The following is a 19,779-nucleotide window of genomic DNA, read 5'->3' on the forward strand; positions in this document are numbered from 1 at the left end:
ATTTTATGCAGGAACAACTTTACCAGGAAGCAGTAGCGCTGTTAAAACAATTGATTGAAACCCCCAGTTTCAGCAAAGAAGAAGACCAGACTGCAGAGCTGATCATTGCTTACCTGGACAAGTACCAGGTCCCTACCAAACGGTTGGGGAATAATATCATTGCCAAAAACAAACATTTTGACGATGCAAAGCCAACACTGTTATTAAACTCGCATCATGATACGGTAAAGCCCAACCCGAAATACACCCTTGATCCGTTTAAAGCCATTGAAAAAGACGGAAAATTATTCGGCCTGGGCAGTAATGATGCCGGTGGCTGCCTGGTATCGCTGATCGCTACCTTTATTTATTATTACGAAAAAGAAAACCTGAAATACAATGTGATGCTGGTGGCCAGCGCCGAAGAGGAGATCTCCGGTTACAACGGTATTGAGGCTGCGGTAAACATCCTTCCCCCTATCGATTTTGCCATCGTGGGCGAGCCTACCAAACTGCAGATGGCGGTGGCGGAAAGGGGCCTGATGGTGCTGGACTGTACGGCACATGGAAAAGCCGGACACGCCGCCCGTAATGAAGGTGAAAATGCCATTATCAAAGCCATTAAAGATATTGAATGGTTTCACTCTTACCGCTTTGAAAAAGTATCGGAGCTGCTGGGCGACAGCCGCATGACCTGCACCGTTATTGAAACGGAGAACAAGCAGCACAACGTTGTCCCTTCTTCCTGTAAGTATGTGGTGGATGTGCGGTTGAATGAATTGTACAGCTTTGAAGAGATCCTGGATGCCATTCGTCAGAACGTTTCCAGCGAGGTAAAGCCCCGGTCCACCCGCCTGCGCTCTACCTCTATTTCACTGGATCACCCGATCGTACAGGCCGGTATTGCCATGGGCAAAACCACTTATGGCTCGCCCACCACATCCGACAAGGCGCTGATGCCTTTTCCGGGTTTGAAAATGGGCCCCGGCGATTCCGCCCGCAGTCATACCGCAGACGAATACATTTACCTGCATGAAATCGAGGGCGGTATTAAAGATTATATCGAGATCGTAGGAAGGGTGGTTATTTAGTTTAAGGTTTAACGTTTCATGTTTGAGGTTGTCAGATAAGCTGAAACCCAGAACCAAACCTTGAACTTCCTTCCATTCTCTGTTACCTGAAATGTTTCCGGCTGTAGATCATACGGCTTAAATAAAAGCTAAAAACAACGCCCCCTTTTTATGTAATTCCGCAGATAACGCATCTTTAGAAAAAATCTAGCGATGCGTTATCTGTTATTATATAGCTGTGTGCTGCTCAACGCGGCTTGTCTGAATGCTCAAAAGGGCCATCCTAAACAAAAGCCGGTTTCCCCAACCCAGGCGGCCATCACGTTTGAAATTGAGCAACTGGAGCCTCCGACGGATATCCTGGCAGAAACACCGGATAGCCTTTTATTCCGGAATCTTTTTTTTATTGATGCCAATAAGGTATCAAAAGATCCCAGGGCCCTTATCCAAATCAACCAACGATCGGTGGTAGCCCATTCGGGTATACCGGAAAACCTGGTGGCCTATGGCTATCATTCTTTTTTCGACGGCATATACCGGGCCTATGCAGAACATCGTCCACTGGTGTTTTCACCGGATATGATCTGGCTGCTCATCGCCCAGGGCTTTTCGCAACACATCAACCATAACGCAGAAAAATACCGGAAGCTGTTTGTAGCCCATTCCGGCCAGGCTACTTTAATGGTCCGTAACGACGCCATCCGTCTTGATGATGCCAACAGCCCCTGGGAGCAGGTATTTCCGGAATTTACCCGGCAGATTGCCAGCTATACCGGCCCCGATCTCATTCATACGCTTACGGCCGATTTTTCCACCACCACCCCCACTACCCGCCTCACTTCCCAGATTACCATTATGGATGCTATGAAGTCCTATTTTGAATACGTGGTTTTCAGGATAGGCTGCGGTATTCCCAGGATTACGCTGGAAGGCACGCCGGCAGATTGGGAAGCCGTTTACAAAAAGTCAAACAGCTTAAAAAAATACGACCTGGAATGGTGGTTAAAGGAGCTGGATCCTGTTCTTACCCAATTTATAGCTACTTCCAAAGGACAGGTAGACAAGGATTTCTGGCGCAACCTGTTTAAAGTGCATAAGGCCGGCAAACCCTACCAAAGCGATAAAATAGATGGCTGGTTCGTAAAATTCTTCCCTTACACCCGGGATGGTAAAAGAAATGACCTGCAAACCCTGGCGGGCAGTGCCAACCTGCCGGATGAGATCGTAAAAGTGCCACTCCTCCATGTGTCTCAGCATCCGGACGGTTCTACAGTACAAACGCCGCTGGAGCTCTGGGCCGGCTTTATAGGGCTGCAACAGAACAGCCGGAACTTTACGCTAAGGCCCGAAACCGGATGGATGATCAAGAAAAAGGCCGGCGCAGAAAAAGAACTACAAAATGACCTGGAACGGCAATTATCCGGTACTCAAGGCATCAGCGGTTTTCCTGTTGAAATACGCGTAACCGCCATTCCGGAAGCCATCCTCAACCTGAAGCAGATCCGTAACCTGTCGATAACGTTTACCGACAGCATCCGGATACCCGATGCCATGGGAAAGATCTCCATAGATGCACTGACCTTAAGAGGAGCCATTTCCAAAGATGAAAAAGAACGGATAAAGCAACTCTTACCCAATACCACGCTCATCATCAACATGGAACTGATCAACCAGTCAGCAGCAGACAAAGAACGGGAGCCGGCCCAAAAAGAAGCACTTAAAAAAGTGATCAACAGAAGCCGGTAATGATTTCGCAAAAAAAATAGCATCACTTAAGATATAATGGCATCTTTGCAGATAAATCGTTTTTATTTGTAAGATGAAACTTTGGAAAAAAAATACAGACTCTTTAAAAGAAGTAGAAACTTTTACTGTGGGCAGGGATCGCGAAATGGACCTATACCTGGCGCCCTTTGATGTATTGGGCTCGCTGGCGCATATACAAATGCTGGAATCGGTGGGCCTCTTAAAAAAAGACGAGCTCACCGAACTGCAGGGCGCGCTGCGTACGATTTATGCCGATATTCAAAAAGGGGCTTTTGAACTGCAGGACGATGTGGAAGATATCCACTCACAGGTAGAACTCTTACTAACCGAACGCATCGGCGAGGCCGGTAAAAAAATACACAGTGCGCGCAGCCGGAACGACCAGGTGCTGGTAGACCTGAAACTGTTCCTGCGCAGCGAAATTGAAACAACGGTGAATGCCGTTCTGCCCTTCTTTGAGCTGTTACAAACCCAAAGCGAAAAATATAAAAGCTTCCTGCTGCCGGGGTATACCCATTTGCAACTGGCCATGCCCTCTTCTTTCGGGCTTTGGTTTGGGGCCTATGCAGAGAGCCTGGTAGATGACCTGGTTAGCCTGAAAGCTGCTTACGACATCATCAATAAAAACCCGCTGGGTTCCGCCGCCGGGTATGGTTCCTCCTTTCCCATTAACCGCACGCTTACCACGGAATTGCTGGGCTTTGCTACGCTCAATTATAATGTGGTATATGCACAAATGGGACGCGGAAAGGCAGAGCGGGTGGTAGCACAGGCGCTGGCAAATATCGCCGATACCCTGTCGCGGATGAGCATGGATGCCACTTTATACCTGAATCAGAACTTTGGATTCATCAGCTTTCCCCCGGAACTCACCACCGGCAGCAGCATTATGCCGCATAAGAAAAATCCTGATGTATTTGAACTGATCCGCTCGCATTGCAACCGCATCAAGGCATTGCCCAACGAGATCCTGATGATGACCACCAACCTGCCATCGGGCTATCACCGCGATCTGCAGCTGCTGAAGGAGCATTTGTTCCCGGCTTTTAAAACGCTTAGGGATTGCATTGAGATGGCCGGTTTAATGTTCTCCAATATTGAAGTAAAACCCGATCTTCTAAAGGACGAAAAATACAAGTACCTGTTTACCGTAGACCTGGTAAACCAGCTGGTGCTGGAGGGTATGCCTTTCCGCGATGCCTATATCCAGGTGGGCCGGTCTGTGGACGACGGCACTTATAAAGTACCCGAGCAAACGGTTATCAAAGATCCCCACGAAGGCAGCATCCAGCATTTATGCACGGAACAGATCCGTTCGTTAATGACGCAAACGGTTGCCTCTTTTGATTTTGGAACCGTACACCAGGCTTATCAACAGTTATTGAACGCAGAATAGCAGTTGAACCGGAACGCTCTGGCCTCCCATGCTTTATTGGTATTGTTTATTTTACATAATCATAAACGATAGCGGCATGTTTGTGGCTGGTCGTCAGCGGATCAGTGGTTCTTACAGAAGCAGCATAAAGCGTTGCATTACCAGCCCTTCATTTGCCGCAGGTGCGCAGACCTCTTAAAGAAACCGTAACTATAACGCTGAAAACAGCGTTCATCCGTACAGTGTCCTGCCGTTTATCCATAAACAAGCTTTCGTTTCATGGATCCGTTTACCTTTGCACTTCGTTACAGGAAAGTAACCCCTAATTTATCTGAAGAAAATGACATCGATAACCGAAAAAAGAACTGAAGAAACCATTTTCCCGATATTGATCGCGTTGAGTGTTTCCCATTTATTAAATGATACCATTCAATCCCTGATACCGGCTATTTATCCCATTATCAAAACCAATTATGCGCTAAGTTTTGCACAGATCGGCCTCATCACGTTATCCTTCCAGTTAGCCGCCTCATTGCTGCAACCATTTGTAGGTATGTATACCGACCGGAAACCGCAGCCCTATTCCCTGGCTGCCGGGATGGGCTTCTCGCTTATCGGGTTGATCATTCTTGCCAATGCTTCCCGGTTTCCCATAATGGTGATGGCCGTTTGTCTCATCGGGGTAGGCTCTTCCATTTTTCATCCGGAGGCCTCGCGTATGGCCCACACCGCCTCCGGAGGACGCAAAGGTCTTGCCCAGTCTGTATTTCAGCTGGGAGGTAATTTTGGCAGCTCCCTGGGGCCGTTGCTGGCCGCCTGGATCATTGTACCACACGGTCAGTTCAGTATCATCTGGTTTTCGCTGGTAGCGCTGTTTGCAATGGTTATTCTCTCCTATATCGGTAAATGGTATAAAGGCATCATCCGGGAACACCGCAAAAAAAGAACCGTATCTTCCGCCGTGGCCCCCACCCTTCCCAAAGGGAAAGTAGCACTGGCGGTAACCGTGCTGCTGGTCCTTATTTTTTCCAAGTACTTCTATATGGCCAGCCTGACCAATTATTTTACTTTTTACCTTATCGATAAATTTCATGTATCGGTATCGGCCTCCCAGATCTATTTGTTCGTGTTCCTGTTCTCCGTTGCAGCGGGCACCCTTATCGGCGGCCCCGTGGGCGACCGCATCGGGCGTAAATATGTGATCTGGGTATCCATATTGGGGGTAGCCCCCTTCTCCTTACTGCTGCCGCATGTAAACCTCTTCTGGACGATCGTGCTGATCATCCCCATTGGGGTGATCCTGGCCTCCGCGTTTTCGGCCATCCTGGTATATGCACAGGAGCTCATTCCCGGAAAGGTGGGTCTCATTTCCGGACTGTTCTTTGGTTTTGCATTTGGAATGGCGGGTATCGGGTCTGCATTATTAGGAAATCTGGCCGATGCCACCAGTATTAAATACGTCTTCTATATCTGCTCATTTCTTCCGTTGATTGGCCTTTTAACCGGTTTTCTGCCGGATATTGAAGGAAAACGGAAGAAGAAAACAGCCACTGAAATACCGCAGCCATAAGGCTTTTATGCCTCCGGAGGCCGGTTCATCCGTGCGGATGAACCCCAGATATATCAGCGGAGATCCGCGAAAAGGATCTGCGGGGAATAACGCGCGGATGCACAATTCATAAGATGGCCTCCCTGGCTTTCCCGCCTCCAATTTGGCAACCTCCGGGTTTTGAGGTAACTTTGCCTTAATGCATCTGTGTTATATACATACAAAGGCCTATCTCCTGTGCCCCGCTGGTGAGCTCCTGTAACTGCTTTCCGGCTATTCTTTTTGCATTATTTTTTTCTAATTATTTATTTTTTCAATTATGAGTACGAACAGTAACCCCGTTATTCTTTGCGAATCCGATTATAAAAAACTTACAGCCGTTGTAGTGCTGGATAAAAAAACAGAAGCCACCGACAATACCCTGGCACATGAATTAAGCAGGGCGGTTGTGGTAAAAGATGAAGCATTGCCCCCTAACACCATCCGGATCGGCTCTACTGTCCGCATCCTCGACATCGATGCAAAAAAGGAGCGGGAATTCCAGATCGTTATGCCTGCTGAAGCCGATATCCAGGCAAAAAAAATATCCATTTTCACACCCATGGCAGCCGCCATCATAGGCTTCCGTACCGAAGATGAAGTGTCCTGGAAGATGCCCTCCGGTATAAAACGCCTAAAGATCGTTGACGTACACAACGCATCTCCGGTAAAGGCTTAGCCTGCCTGCGGCTTTTGCAAACAACGCCCGGTGGAGGAATGCATGCAACAACATAAGATAACCGGTTCCCTCCTCAGGGGCAGATGCCGGAATTGGTGCAGCGATCACCCAATAAAAAACAGCTGTAATTCAAGGTTCCTTTCATTATTTGGCTTATTTTACACGTTTTTCGATCGCTTACTAAAAATTAAACTTCCTGAAAAATGAAAAAAGGCTTCTTATTCCTGATGTTTTGCACAGTTCTTATGGCAGCAAATGCCCAAAAGAAAAAGACCGTATCCTTATTCAATGGTAAAGATCTTACCGGCTGGAAAATAAACGGCACTGAAAAATGGTATGTAGATAAAGGAGAACTGGTTTGCGAAAGCGGGCCCGACAAAAAATACGGGTATCTTTCTACCGACAAGTCCTACAAAAATTTTGACCTCACCCTTCAGTTCAAGCAGGAGGCCAACGGCAATAGCGGCGTTTTCTTCCGGTCAGACATCGAAGGTGTAAAGATCAGCGGCTGGCAGGTTGAAGTAGCACCGCTCAACCACAATACCGGTGGTATTTATGAATCTTATGGTCGTGGCTGGCTCATTAAACCCAAGCCAGAAGATGAGAAAATTTTAAAAGAAGGCCAGTGGAATACCATGCGCATTAAAGTGGTAGGCGATGAAGTAACCACCTGGTTAAATGGTCACCAGATGGTATACCTGAAAGATGAAAAGATCGGACAGGCAAACGGTTTTATCGCCCTGCAGATCCACGACGGCGGCGGCATTAAAGTAAGATGGAAAAATTTCAAGCTGAAGGAGCTGTAAGCGTTTAGCCATCAGCTTTCAGACGTCAGCTTTCAGCTATTAGCTTTTAGCAATCAGCTGAGATACATTTTTATTCAAAAGAGGTTGTTCAGAAACGGATAACCTCTTTTTATTGAAGATCCGTTCATTGTGATCTTTGCGGATACGTTGCGACCATTGCGGTTAAATCGAATTGCAGATTGGGCGGAAGCTTCAGTCGTATTTAAAAATATCCCGGAAACGGCATTGATTCAATATCGCCCATTGCCTGCTCACCATTCCCTATTGACTATTCCCAACTGCCTATTCACCACTGCCTGTTTCCCTTCTAACAATCCTTACAAAACCGCCGGTAAATGGCTTCATACTGCGGTATGATCGCATCGATATTGAATTGCTGGGCGTGATCAAATGCCCGCTGTTTAAACTCGTTCAGGATCGTATCATCTTTTAAGATATACAAGGCCTTTTCGCTCATGGTATCCACATCGCCTACATTGGCCAGGAAGCCGGTAACCCCCTCTACATTTACTTCACCCAAACCACCGGCGTTGGTAGAAATAACCGGAACCCTGGATGCCATCGCTTCCAGCGCTGCCAGTCCAAAACTTTCATATTCCGAGGTCAGCAAAAACAGGTCTGCCACGGCAAAGATCTCCTCCATTTGTTCCTGCTTTCCTACAAACACCAGTTTATCAAAGATCCCCAGTTCCCTTCCATGCTCTTCTGCGGTTTGCCGTTCGGGGCCATCCCCCACCAGCAACAGTTTTGCGGGAATGTTCTTTTGCACCTCATAAAACACCTTCACTACATCCTGTACCCGTTTTATTTTACGGAAATTGGAGGCGTGCAGCAGGATCCGTTCTCCATTAGGTGCCAGCACCTTTTTAAACGCATCCAGCGGCTTATGATTAAACCGGGTTACATCAATAAAATTATATACCACTTCAATATCCTTACGGATATCAAAGTTTTTATAGGTTTCTTCTCTCAGGTTATTGGATACTGCAGTGATCACATCGCTTTGATTGATGGAAAAAGCCACCACCGGCGCATAGGTTTTATCCCGGCCTACCAATGTAATATCCGTTCCATGCAGCGTGGTAACCACCGGGATATGTTTACCTTCAAGTTCCACGATTTTTTTGGCCATATACGCTGCCGATGCATGCGGAATGGCATAATGCACATGCAGCAGGTCCAGGTTATGGTTCTTGATCACATCCACCATGGTACTTGCCAGCGCCGTTTCATAGGGTGGGAAGTCAAACAACGGATAGGTAGGTACCTGCACTTCGTGGTAATAAATATTGGGAATAAACCCGTTTAGCCTTACGGGTTGCTGATAAGTAATAAAATGTACAAAGTGGCCTTTTTCAGCAAGGGCTTTCCCCAGTTCTGTTGCCAGTACACCGCTTCCGCCGTAGGTAGGATAACAAACGATTCCGATTCGCATACCCAAAGATATGTTTTGCTTTGATAATTACAGATCCGTTTCTTTGGAACGGGAGATCCCTTTTTTGTTAACCGCAAAGCATGCGATAAAAAAAGAGAAGGATACCCCCTCAACTTTCAGAACCGGATCATTGGTAAAATTTTACCTTTACAGAAAACAAATAACAGCATGGGTAAGAAATTGTTTTGGATCGCAGGTGTCTTTTTTTCGCTGAACCTGCCGGCTCAAACAAAAGACGAAGGATTCATCCGGAAGATAGCCGATGAAATACTGGTAAACAGCCAGGCTTACGAAAACCTGAGAACCCTTACCAAAACCATCGGCGGCCGGCTGGCCGGCTCCCCTCAAATGTACCGGGCAGAAGAATGGGGTTACCAGCTGCTTCAGAAAAGCGGCAGTGAAAACACGTTTAAACAGGAATGCATGGTCCCCCACTGGGTACGGGGTGGCAAGGACGAAGCCTGGGCATTGCCGCGCCCGGTGCCCCTGCGCAAAACAGCCGAAAAGATAAAACGTCCGCTGGATATCCTGGCACTTGGCAATACTGAAGGTACCGGCAGCAAGGGGATTATGGCACCGGTGATCCTGATCAACTCCTTTGATGAACTGGATGCAAAAAAAGACCAGTTAAAAGGCAAGATTGTTTTTTATAATTATCATTTCAATCCGCGTTTTATACGCACCTTTGAGGCCTATGGCGACGCGGTGAAGTACCGTACGCGCGGCACTTCCCTGGCCGCAAAATACGGCGCCCTGGCCAGTATGGTGCGCAGTATGAGCCATAGTACAGATAATAACCCGCATACCGGCGGCACAAGGTATGACTCCGCTTATAAAAAGATACCCGCAGTAGCCATCGGGCTGCAGGATGCAGACTGGCTGGCAGCCGAACTGGGCAAGGGCAATCCTGTATTCGTATCATTGAAAACGATGGGACATTTTTTGCCGGATGCAAAAGGGCATAATATCATCGGGGAGCTGAAAGGAACCGAATTTCCCAACGAGATCATCACCGTTGGCGGACATCTGGACAGCTGGGATATTTGCGAGGGTGCCCACGACGATGGCGCCGGCATTACACAGACCATTGAAATATTAAGAGCCTATAAAGCCCTTGGCTACCGGCCCAGGCGAACCATTCGCTTTGTGCTCTTTGCCAATGAAGAAAACGGCGCCAGAGGCGGCGCTAAATACGCAGATGAGGCAGCAAAAAACAGCCGGGAAAAACACCTGCTGGCCCTGGAGAGTGATGCCGGCGGCTTTACACCCCGCGGCTTTGGCGTTACCTGCAATGATGCGCAGTATGAAAAACTAAAAAGCTGGATCCCGCTGCTGGAACCTTACGGAGCCAACCAGTTTACCCGCGGCGGCGGCGGCACCGATGTTTCCTTTATCCACGAAAAGTTAAACGTACCCATGGCCGAACTGCTGCCCGATTCGCAGCGCTATTTCGATATTCATCACGCCCGCTCGGATGTGTTTGAAGCCGTAAACAAACGCGAACTGGAGCTGGGTGCTGTAAATATGGCCGCGTTGATTTACCTGGTAGATCAGTATGGATTCTGAGGCTCATTTTTTCTTATCAGCAATATGGAACCCAATATCACCCTTAAAGAACTGACAGCAGCGGACCTGCCCGTGGTAAAACAGATCTACGACTGGTATGTGCTTCATTCAACCGCTACCTTTCACACCGAACCGGTAACGGTCGATGAGCTCCGGGATTTTATCTACATCGGGCATCCCCGGTTCAAATCATGGCTGATCCTGGACCAGGAACAGCCGGTGGGCTACTGCTATCTTACCAATTATAAGAAGCGGCAGGCCTACGATAGAACAGCGGAACTGACCATTTACCTGGCGTATGACCGTGCAGCAAAAGGGACCGGGAAAGCAGCGCTTACACAACTGGAGGCACATGCGCAAGCGGCCGGTTTTAAAAACCTGCTGGCCATTATCTCCGGCGACAACGACCGGAGCATTCATTTCTTTGAGAAGAACGGGTATTTTCAATGCGCCCATTTCAAAAATGTAGGAGAAAAATTCGGGAAAGTGCTGGATGTGGTGGGCTATCAAAAGGAACTATAAAATCGCAGAAAGACAGTACAAGGCGCAAATACGAACGCCGGGACTGTTATATTTTATATTCCCGCCTGAGCGGACTATTTTAAATTGTTCAAGGAGAATGTTGTATCATGATTAAACAATCGCATCATCTTAAAAAACTATGTTTATGAACAAATCATTTTTACTCTTATGGCTGCTGCTTGTAGTTATAACTGGCCGGAGCCAGGATGCCACGGCCCCTGCACTCCCATCCAGAATGCAGGCTTCAACACCTTCTTATGGCCTGCCAAAAGTTAAGGGACTGATCGATCTGGAACAGCGCAAATATGGTCAATCCTTCGCCAAAAGCACCTTGCCCACGGGTGCCTACGATTCCCTGTCCCTGCAGGAGAAATTTACGTATGCCATGATACACCCGGAAAGATATGCACAAAATTGCAGCCTCATTCCTCCGCAACTCTTTGAACCGGATAAGATATTTGGTACCCTCATCACCACCCTTTATGAGCATACTTTAAGCAACCGGCAGGTCAGTTTTCTCAAAGACAACAGGAACGCTGTAATGACATGGATTACCAGTTCCGTTGAGGAAAGCAAAAAAATGGGCGTCAATTATAAAAATGCCATCACCATTATAGATGGCTGGGAACTTATCCCTTTTATGATCAAATATTATAAAACCGCTAAAAATGACACCGATGTGCTTACCACACTTATGTTGTTAATGAAGCAGGGAGCCTTTGATGCATTTACTACAGCATCCTTTTACGAACAGCTATATGGAAAAAACAGCAGCTACAGATCGTACGTCAGCTATTCCCCCGCTACGGAACAATTGCTTTTAAAAATGGCGATGGACTATTACAAGAAAAAAAGCGCGGCCATTCCCCTATAAATACAAAAATTTTGAAAAAATCCTTATTGATATTCCTGCATAGCGCCTGCTTCTTTTTTGCCCAGGCCCAGGAGGACGGCGTTTACCAGCAACCCTCAAAAGAAGCCTTGGCCTACCGGGAATTCCGGCAGAAAACCACCATACCCCCTTACGGACTGGAAAATGTAAAAAAGCAGATCGCAGTCATCAAAGACAAACCAGGTGAGAGCGGCGACGAAGGCATCAGCGCATTAACAGACGCCGTTTATCAATCGTTGCCGCTGCGCGAAAAGTTCACCTACACCATGATCCACCCGGAAATGTATGCGCAGAACTGCGACATCAATATGATCCACGCCAATGAGCACAAGGAGATCTTCGGGTACCTGGTATCGGAAGGTGATGAAGAAACCTGGAGCAAACGGCAGCTGAATTTTTTACGCAACAACCGTGATTCGGTGATGGCATTGATCCGGGAGTCGGCCAACCGAAGCCGCCGGATGGGCGTGAATTATAAAAATGCACTGGTAGAAATGGATGCCTGGGAAATGATTCCCTATATAATCGATTTTTATACCGCTAATAAAAAAGACAAAGACCTGCTTACGGTATTGATGTTATTGATGAAGCGTGGAAAGTTTACACCTTTTATACGTTCCGCTTCTTATAAAAAACTATACGGCATGGACGGCAACCATGAACAGGCGCTGGATTATAACAAGGCCAATGAAGACCTTATCATAACAAGAGCACAAACCTATTATAAGGAACGGAAGCACTCATAAAACAGGGAAGCCCCTGCGTTTATGGAAAAAGATGCCGGCTGCGTCATAATTCCATCAACATGCTTTACCAATGATCTTCGTTATGAGAATTTTCCAGGTCCTGCTCTGGACTGTAATGAGTTTTATGGCGGCTGCCCAAAACAGCGGAGTCCCTGATTTCAGACGGCCCACAGGCCCCGACTATGGGATGGAGCGCGTACAAACCTTCATACGGCAATACAAGAACAGCAGGGAATCCTTCATAAATAAACCGGTATCCGAAGGCGCCTATGATTCGTTAAGCCTCCGGGAAAAATTTACCTATGCGATGATCTATCCGGAACGGTACCTGCAGAATTGCGCCGGCCCCCGGAATTTCTTTTTGCGCGGAAAACTATTTCCGAGGCTAAGCTTTGGCTACAATGAAAATATGTTAAGTTTTCGCCAGGTACAGTTTTTGAAAATGAACCGGGATTCTGTGATCACTTTTATCAACGAGCTTATCCAACAAAAGAAAAGCTGGGGCATCAACATCAAACAGGCCATTATTGAAATAAACGGGTGGGAGTTCATCCCTGCCATGATGACTTACTACCGGCAACGGCCGGACGATACGGATGTTCTTACTACCTTTATGGTGCTGATGGCCCATGATGTCTTCAGCAGCTTTGTACAGTCGGAATATTACACCCGCCTGTACGGCGATCCGGCCGGCTATCATGTAACCGTTGATGCTGATAAAACCACAGAAGCTTTTATTTTAAACACAACAATGGCCTATTATAAATCCAGGACGGGAAAGCGTTCATTAAAAACATTGGTAAAGTAAACGCGTTATGAAAACAATAGTGATCCTGCTGCTGCTTATTGGCTGTTATACCGGTGTAGGTTCCCAGGAGCAGTCATTTATAAAAATACCCGCGGGCACTTATGAAATCGGTCTTAAAGGAAGCGTTGAAAATCCACGGCGCAGGATCACCCTAAAAGCATTTTCCATAGCGGCCACGGAGCTCACCAATGCCGAATTTGAACGGTTTGTGGTAGTTACCGGCTATCAAACCGAGGCCGAGCGTTTTAAAGATGCCCTGGTGTTTGAGCCGGGACTGGAAGAGTTTCAATGGATGGATGACAGCACCGCTTACTGGCGCTATCCCAACGGCATTACCCGGGGCGGCATCAGCCATAAAATGAACCACCCGGTTACGGGCATCAGCTTTACCGATGCGCTGGCTTATTGCAAATGGGCCGGTGTGCGGCTGCCTACGCTGGAAGAATGGGAGATCGCGGCACGTGCCGGGTCCCCGACAAAATATTTTAAAGGTGTTACCGCTGAAAATATCAGCCGCTATGCCAATATCTGGCAGGGTCGCGATCATCTGCAGGCAGATAGCGCCGATGGCTTTATGTATACCGCTCCGGTAGCCCGCTTTCAACCCAACCCCCGGGGCTTATATGATGTATTCGGAAATGTATTTGAATTTTGCAGCGGGTCCCTGCCAAGAGATAAAGGCCGCCGGGTAGCACATGCCCGGGGCGGTTCCTGGTGGTGCAGTAAAACCGCCTGTAATTTCTTTAATGCCATAGATATTGGTTCCGTTAATCCCCACGCTTCGTTCAGCAACCTGGGATTCCGGGTGGTGAAAGATCAATAGCCCGGCCTGCCTCCCGATACAGTCAGCTGATCCTGGTAGCACCCACGCGCAAAAACACCCATTTCCCATTTACTTTTTTAAAGTAAATATCTGATACTATTACGGCGTCATAGGAAAGCCGCACCATTGCAAGATCGAGGTTCCTGCTAAAATAAAAAGCCCGGAACCGAACAACATAATCCAAATGCCCAACCGATTCACGGCGACTTCCTGCCATTGTCTTTATCACGCCAGGTTCAGACAGGTCCGGAAATAAATGATTTAAGAATCGGGCCCTCGCCTTGCCGTCAACAACAAACCCGGCCTGCGGATCTTTCTTTGCAAGAAAATCATTCAAAGGTTTACTTAACGTTGAATCAAAAATAAAATCATCAAATTGTACCTTTTCTTTTCTTAACGGATAGTTGGTGAAATCATAAATAAAGCGGTCTCCTTTGATAGCACTTTTTTCATTTTCAATGTTTGCAGCGTCCGTCACAATAACTTCCATAACCGGGGGGATAAACCGGTATTGGTGTTCGATAGAATCATTTTGAAGACCCAGGTATTTGAATATTTGACGGTTCTTACGTGTTGTGTTCTTGTCAGTGCAATACTGGTACATTATTTTTTCTACCAATGTCGCGGTATTTTCACAAACCGGATCACCGGGCTTGCATGAAAAACGGTTCTTCACCCTGTATTTATCAACGAGGCCCGCTATAGCATCGTAACGGTTTTCTTTAAAAGCCTTTTCCATTTCCATCATAAGCTGGGAAAACGAGGACTTCGCCAGCGCAACAAAAATAAGCACAAAGAAAAAATGTCTGCAGTAAGCCATATGTCTCCTTTATGGATGAACTTGCTCAAACTTTTTGCCGGTGCGATATGCTTCCCCGGCGAGCGAAAAAACAAACCGCTGAAACCTGCACCATATCTGATCCGCACCAATCCTTTTTTATGATCCATGCTTAAAAGCGGTATATCCCGGACTGCAACTCATAAACCGTGATCCCATTCCTCTTTTCTGCAACCCGGATCACCCCTTGTTTTTCTTTAATAAGCAATCCGTCCGCATCCGCAATTTTTAATAATGCGGTGCTGTTCGGCGGGATCTCCAGGTCCAGGTGAAGCGTTCCATCTTTCCGGCTCCAGTTACTTTTTATTAGCCCCGCGGGTGATTCAAAGCCCGCTTTTACCCAGCTTAGTTTTGAAGCTTCAATTTGCGGGGGCTGGATCACAAACCGGCGGTAACCCGGTTCATCTACTTTAATACCGGCCAGTCCGTCCATATACCAGGCACCCGGGTATAAAAAAGAGCTATGCAACAGCGAATGGCCGGGCAGGTCTTTTTCCCACATCTCCCAGATGGTTGTAGCTCCGTTGGCTTTCATATATCCCCAGCCCGGGTAGTCGGTTTTGGAGGTCATTTCCCATAAAAGATCCTGGCGGTTTTGCTCCCGCAGCAGTTTAAACAACAGCGCTCCACCGGTTATACCCACATGAATATGCCCCTTTCTGCGTACAAGGATCTCATCTTCCAGCCGCTTCCATACCTTTTCCCGGTAAGCATCGGGAACCACGTCTGCAAGCAGGGCCCCAACCAGGTTCCCCATCGATCCGTCGGCATAGGAAGTATCGGCTTCATTGAAAAACTTTTTATGGATCACATCACTGAAAGCAGCCGCCTGCGCCCTCCATTTGCCGGCCCATTCTTTTTCACCGATCTGGTCGGCGATCTTTATTGCTGTCCGGAGGTTATAGATCCGGTAAAGATTATTAAAACACAGGTTCTGCGGCGAATCATTATTCATTCCTTCTGCGGTGGCATTGGGCCAGAGCCAGTCGCCTAAAAAATCCCATCTGCCGCCAAAGCGCTGCAGCACCCCATCGCGGGTTTGGGTTTCCAGGAAACCGAGCCAGTTCCGGATCAGGGAAAAGTTTTTCCGGAGGATCGTTTCATCGCCATATTGCCGGTAAAAGTACCAGGGCAGGGTAACCACGATACCGCCCCAGGCCGGACCACCGCCGCCCATATAAGTAGGAGCCGTATGCGGCAGGATGCCCGGGTGCAGGTGGCGCCCGCTCATCACCTCTTTATGAGCAAACGCCGTATCATACATATTGCCTACAATGGATTCGGTACCGCTTACATCCCGCCAGTCTTCCATCCACTTGGTATACAGCGCGCCTACCTGGTAATTCAGCATCCCGGTTTCACAGGTGGCATGCGCATCGCCGCCATAACCCAGCCGCTCCCGCTGCGGACAATCCACAATGAATCCGCCCAGCGACAGGTTCTCGTAGGTCCAGCGTACTGTTTTATAGATCCAGTTCTGCAGACTGTCGGAACAGCTGAAGGTGGCAGCATCCCGGTAGCCCGTGCGCACCAGCCATCCGGTGATATCGCTGAGCCGGGGTTCTTTTGTAACCCCTTTTATCGTGATCCACCGGCCGGAGCCATAATTGAATTTATTGCGGAAAGTTCCTTTTCCGGTACCATTAAAAATATATGCACTGTGTAGCCCAAAGGTCATTTCCATATTTTCACGTTCTGAAAACAGGAGATCGGCGCGATGACCGGGTTTTCCTTCCAGGTTCGCCGCGATCCAGCCTGCAAAGTTCACGCCCATGTCTACACGGTAGGTGCTGTCGTTGATCTTTTTGATCGCTACAGGCTTTATTTCGTCGAAGCGCTGATTTTGCTCTACCTGCTGGGCAGATACCTGCAGCCGGGGTGTATAACTGGTTGCAGGGGACCACTGATCGTCCCGGTAGTCTACGGTGTTCCAGCCAGGCTCTTCCAGGTTGGCATCCCAAAGCTCTCCGCCCATCCGGTTTGAATTCCAAACACCCAATAGCCTGCCCGGACTGCTTTTGATTTTCCAGCTGGCGTCGGTGCGCACCGTGGCAAAAGGCTGCACTGCCGCATCCGGATCTTTTTGTTTATAAAAATCTACCTGCGCTGCCACAATCGGTGTATTCGGCCGGTCCTTTGTTACGTAAGGCCCGTGTATGGACCAGGATGTACCCAACCAGACTGCAATCACATTGGCCCCTTTATTCAGGTAAGGAGCGATATTATAAGACACATAACGCGCCCGTTTGGTATGGTCAGTTACCGCAGTGGGCATTACATCCGTGCCCACCCGTTTTCCGTTTACATACAGTTCATGAAAGCCCACGGAAGCTACGTGCATCACGGCCTGTGCCGGAACGGATTCCAGCATGAACGACTTCCGCAACCAGGGATCCGGGATATTGCAATCTTTCTGGGTTGGATCAAAAACAACGGAAGACCCGATCCACCCGGCCTTCCAGGTTTCCGGCTCCAGTATACCGGTATGCCAGTATGCCGTTTCACTCCAGCCGGAAACCGCGTTCTTTTCATCTTTCACCGCCACTTTCCAATAGTAACTGCGGTCTGAATGCAGCCGCCCTGCCGGCAATATCACCTGGCTCATTTGGGCAGACGGTTCCCATTCAGAATCCCAGATATCACCGATACCGGCATTGAGCTTTTTTAAAGAACTGGCCACCAATACCCGGTATGCCGTTTGCTTTTGACCATACAATCCCGGTCTGGTACTTTTCAGCGTCCAGCTAAAACGGGGCTGCAGTACATCCAACCCCATGGGCCGGTCCAGGTATTCTATTTTCAGATTTACGGGTAGCAGCGGCGCATTTGCGGCCAATCCCCAAAGGGGTAACAACACCAGAAAAGCAACGAAGATTTTAAGCACACGGGAAGTCAGTATCATGTTATCGTTATCCGTTTTAAATGTATTTAATCAATCCGGCAAAGCCGTCGTTATCCGGCTTCAGGGTGGGTCCATAAGCAATCCGCCGTTCAACGTTTTTCCGGGACATTTAACGTCCGTTGAACCGGAACAGGCGTCCTTCCCCTGGTGCGAAAGATACAGTTATTTTACCATTTGTAATTGAGGGGACATTCATTCGTTCCGGCTTGCGCCGGAATAGCTGCAGGTTGCTACCAGGAGCATGCAGCCGATCCGATCATAAAAGTACGTGCCGCAACGGGATCAAGGCCAATATGCCGGTTTCATTTATAAAGCTGAAGACGAGAGCAAATCATCATAAGCATGTTTATCATTGTGCTGTTGATGTTGCAGCTCCCGTTTCATCCTGGGTAAACAGGGCCGCAAGCGCAAAAAGAGCCGCAGGTCCATAGCTTTTTGCAACGGCAAGTTGGGGCGATTGCGCCCGTTGTTTGGAGTTGCACATACTTCCCGCCGCATGTACCAGGCCATCCATTTCAGCCAGGCTTTGCCCAAACCAACCACGGTGTTGATCAGCAGTGTAGTCAGCAAAAATATGCGCATAGGGATTATATGGTGTTTTTTAGGTGTTTACAGAGGTCCCTTCCCGATCGCCATTTTATAGGCCAGTACCGCTTCGTCGATGGGCGTCATGGCATCCAATAAGGTATGATAGGTTCCTGCGCCCGATAATTCGTCGGCTGCTTTTTTGATCAATGCCAGGGTGGCCTTCATCAAACTGGAGCCCAGGCTTACGCGGGCCACGCCCATATCCTGCAATTCGCGGATGGAAGGCGGCAGACCGGCCCCGATGGTGGGGTTGCAGAGGATGTTAATGGGTGCATGGATTTCTTTTACCAATGTGGCAATGGTTTCCCTTTCCCATACCGGCTGCACAAAAATGCAGTCGGCGCCGGCTTCCCGGTATTTGTTGCCCCGCCGTATGCATTCCGCTAATTTTTCTGCCGCAGTGCCGGAGCTGGTATAAAAAGCATCCGTTCTTGCATTGATCACCAGGTGAAAGCCCAGCGCATCGGATAGGGAGCGGATGGCGGATATCCGTTCGCAAAACTCCTGCTCATCGATCAGTTCCGGGCGCAGCTCTATGCTGTCTTCAATATTGATGCCCACGATGCCCGTGGCAATGACCTTTTTAACCGATCCGATGATTTCATCAATATTGTTTCCATACCCCGCCTCTATATCTACTGTTACCGGGGCCTGCACGGCTTTTACAATGCCCGTGATCACTTCCAGCATTTCAGATAACTGCATCACCTGGCAATCCGGGTAGCCCAACGAGGCGGCGATGCCCATGCTGGTGGTGGCAATGGCTTTATAGCCACAGGCCTCAATCAATTTTGAGCTCCCCGCATCCCATGAATTTAACAGCACCAGGATTGCTTCATCATGGTGAAATTTCAGGAACCGTTCCGCTTTTTCTTTTTGAAGGGGAGAAACCATAATCTGCTATTTTGATATCCGCCGGATGGTGTAGGTTGTTCCGGATATAGTAAGTTAATCATATTTTACCACTCCCGGAAATATTTCACCCCTTCAGGGTTTTAACCCTATGCTCATCAAATATTGCTATGAACCATTTTATCCCCTTCGGGATTCAACATCAACATAAATACGATTGGCACCAGGTACCCGAGCCCTATTCGCGCTCCCCATACCCTTTTTCAATAACAGGAACAATAGCGGCTATCAACATACGTTTTATTTTTTTTTGAATTGATATAGTAGCAGCCTCCACTCTTGCCCTTATAAAGCAAGTGCCCGTTATAGGACCCGCAATTACTGATTTCCCCTTTACTACTGATAATATCCCGCTATCAAAAATACTAAAATAATAATTTCTTATCTTTGCGTTCAAACTTATATACATGCGAACGCTAAAGTTGATAAATCACCTGAGCGATGCAGCCATAAAAGAGCAGCTTTCAATCATGGCAGGAAAGC

The 19,779-nt window shown here is 48.0% G+C and carries 17 protein-coding genes; 12 read left to right on the plus strand and 5 right to left on the minus strand.

Features of this window, described 5'->3' with window-relative positions:
- The first annotated feature begins 5 nt into the window (after window positions 1-5).
- The 6 genes from Q1V85_RS21320 to Q1V85_RS21345 all read left to right on the plus strand — a co-directional run bounded on the left by Q1V85_RS21320 (window position 6) and on the right by Q1V85_RS21345 (window position 7,264).
- Window positions 6-1,070 carry a M20 family metallo-hydrolase gene (locus Q1V85_RS21320; protein ID WP_300602973.1) on the plus strand — a complete coding sequence of 355 codons (1,065 nt, stop codon included), beginning with the start codon at window positions 6-8 and terminating at the stop codon, window positions 1,068-1,070.
- A 192-nt stretch (window positions 1,071-1,262) separates the two neighbouring features.
- On the plus strand, window positions 1,263-2,795 hold the full coding sequence (locus Q1V85_RS21325) for a DUF4419 domain-containing protein (protein WP_300602976.1): 1,533 nt from the start codon (window positions 1,263-1,265) through the stop codon (window positions 2,793-2,795).
- Between the two features lie 73 nt (window positions 2,796-2,868).
- Entirely contained in the window at window positions 2,869-4,212 is a 1,344-nt protein-coding gene (argH, locus tag Q1V85_RS21330; RefSeq protein ID WP_300602979.1) for an argininosuccinate lyase, read from the plus strand.
- A 319-nt stretch (window positions 4,213-4,531) separates the two neighbouring features.
- A complete protein-coding gene (locus tag Q1V85_RS21335; protein WP_300602982.1) occupies window positions 4,532-5,761 on the plus strand; it encodes an MFS transporter in 1,230 nt (409 codons plus the stop codon).
- Window positions 5,762-6,059: 298 nt separating this feature from the next.
- A complete protein-coding gene (locus Q1V85_RS21340) occupies window positions 6,060-6,458 on the plus strand; it encodes a GreA/GreB family elongation factor (RefSeq protein WP_300602984.1) in 399 nt (132 codons plus the stop codon).
- Window positions 6,459-6,661: 203 nt separating this feature from the next.
- Window positions 6,662-7,264, plus strand: a complete 603-nt coding sequence (locus tag Q1V85_RS21345) for a DUF1080 domain-containing protein (protein WP_300602987.1) — start codon at window positions 6,662-6,664, stop codon at window positions 7,262-7,264.
- Between the two features lie 307 nt (window positions 7,265-7,571).
- Here Q1V85_RS21345 and bshA read toward each other — a convergent pair whose 3' ends face one another.
- Window positions 7,572-8,699, minus strand: coding sequence for an N-acetyl-alpha-D-glucosaminyl L-malate synthase BshA (gene bshA, locus Q1V85_RS21350; RefSeq protein WP_300602989.1), 1,128 nt, complete (start codon window positions 8,697-8,699; stop codon window positions 7,572-7,574).
- A gap of 168 nt (window positions 8,700-8,867) precedes the next feature.
- On the opposite strand from bshA, the gene Q1V85_RS21355 reads away from it, so the two are divergent.
- The 6 genes from Q1V85_RS21355 to Q1V85_RS21380 all read left to right on the plus strand — a co-directional run bounded on the left by Q1V85_RS21355 (window position 8,868) and on the right by Q1V85_RS21380 (window position 14,056).
- Window positions 8,868-10,265, plus strand: coding sequence for a M20/M25/M40 family metallo-hydrolase (locus Q1V85_RS21355; RefSeq protein WP_300602991.1), 1,398 nt, complete (start codon window positions 8,868-8,870; stop codon window positions 10,263-10,265).
- Window positions 10,266-10,289: 24 nt separating this feature from the next.
- Entirely contained in the window at window positions 10,290-10,787 is a 498-nt protein-coding gene (locus tag Q1V85_RS21360) for a GNAT family N-acetyltransferase (RefSeq protein ID WP_300602994.1), read from the plus strand.
- A gap of 145 nt (window positions 10,788-10,932) precedes the next feature.
- Window positions 10,933-11,661, plus strand: a complete 729-nt coding sequence (locus tag Q1V85_RS21365; RefSeq protein WP_300602997.1) for a hypothetical protein — start codon at window positions 10,933-10,935, stop codon at window positions 11,659-11,661.
- Window positions 11,662-11,672: 11 nt separating this feature from the next.
- Complete coding sequence (locus Q1V85_RS21370) at window positions 11,673-12,425, plus strand: hypothetical protein (protein WP_300602999.1); 753 nt, start codon at window positions 11,673-11,675, stop codon at window positions 12,423-12,425.
- A gap of 82 nt (window positions 12,426-12,507) precedes the next feature.
- A complete protein-coding gene (locus Q1V85_RS21375) occupies window positions 12,508-13,233 on the plus strand; it encodes a hypothetical protein (RefSeq protein ID WP_300603002.1) in 726 nt (241 codons plus the stop codon).
- 7 nt (window positions 13,234-13,240) lie between these two features.
- Window positions 13,241-14,056 (plus strand): SUMF1/EgtB/PvdO family nonheme iron enzyme, encoded by an 816-nt coding sequence (locus Q1V85_RS21380; protein ID WP_300603005.1) that lies wholly within the window; start codon window positions 13,241-13,243, stop codon window positions 14,054-14,056.
- A gap of 22 nt (window positions 14,057-14,078) precedes the next feature.
- Here the strand turns inward: Q1V85_RS21380 and Q1V85_RS21385 are convergent, their stop codons facing one another.
- The 4 genes from Q1V85_RS21385 to Q1V85_RS21400 all read right to left on the minus strand — a co-directional run bounded on the left by Q1V85_RS21385 (window position 14,079) and on the right by Q1V85_RS21400 (window position 19,278).
- On the minus strand, window positions 14,079-14,876 hold the full coding sequence (locus Q1V85_RS21385) for a hypothetical protein (protein ID WP_300603007.1): 798 nt from the start codon (window positions 14,874-14,876) through the stop codon (window positions 14,079-14,081).
- A 130-nt stretch (window positions 14,877-15,006) separates the two neighbouring features.
- Window positions 15,007-17,796, minus strand: a complete 2,790-nt coding sequence (locus Q1V85_RS21390; protein WP_300603010.1) for a family 78 glycoside hydrolase catalytic domain — start codon at window positions 17,794-17,796, stop codon at window positions 15,007-15,009.
- Between the two features lie 306 nt (window positions 17,797-18,102).
- Complete coding sequence (locus Q1V85_RS21395; protein WP_300603012.1) at window positions 18,103-18,378, minus strand: hypothetical protein; 276 nt, start codon at window positions 18,376-18,378, stop codon at window positions 18,103-18,105.
- 27 nt (window positions 18,379-18,405) lie between these two features.
- The gene (locus Q1V85_RS21400; RefSeq protein WP_300603015.1) at window positions 18,406-19,278 is read right to left on the minus strand and encodes an isocitrate lyase/phosphoenolpyruvate mutase family protein; all 873 of its coding nucleotides are present in this window, start codon (window positions 19,276-19,278) and stop codon (window positions 18,406-18,408) included.
- Window positions 19,279-19,779 lie beyond the last annotated feature (501 nt).

The sequence above is a fragment of the Niabella sp. genome (genome assembly GCF_030150205.1).
Classification (GTDB): domain Bacteria; phylum Bacteroidota; class Bacteroidia; order Chitinophagales; family Chitinophagaceae; genus Niabella.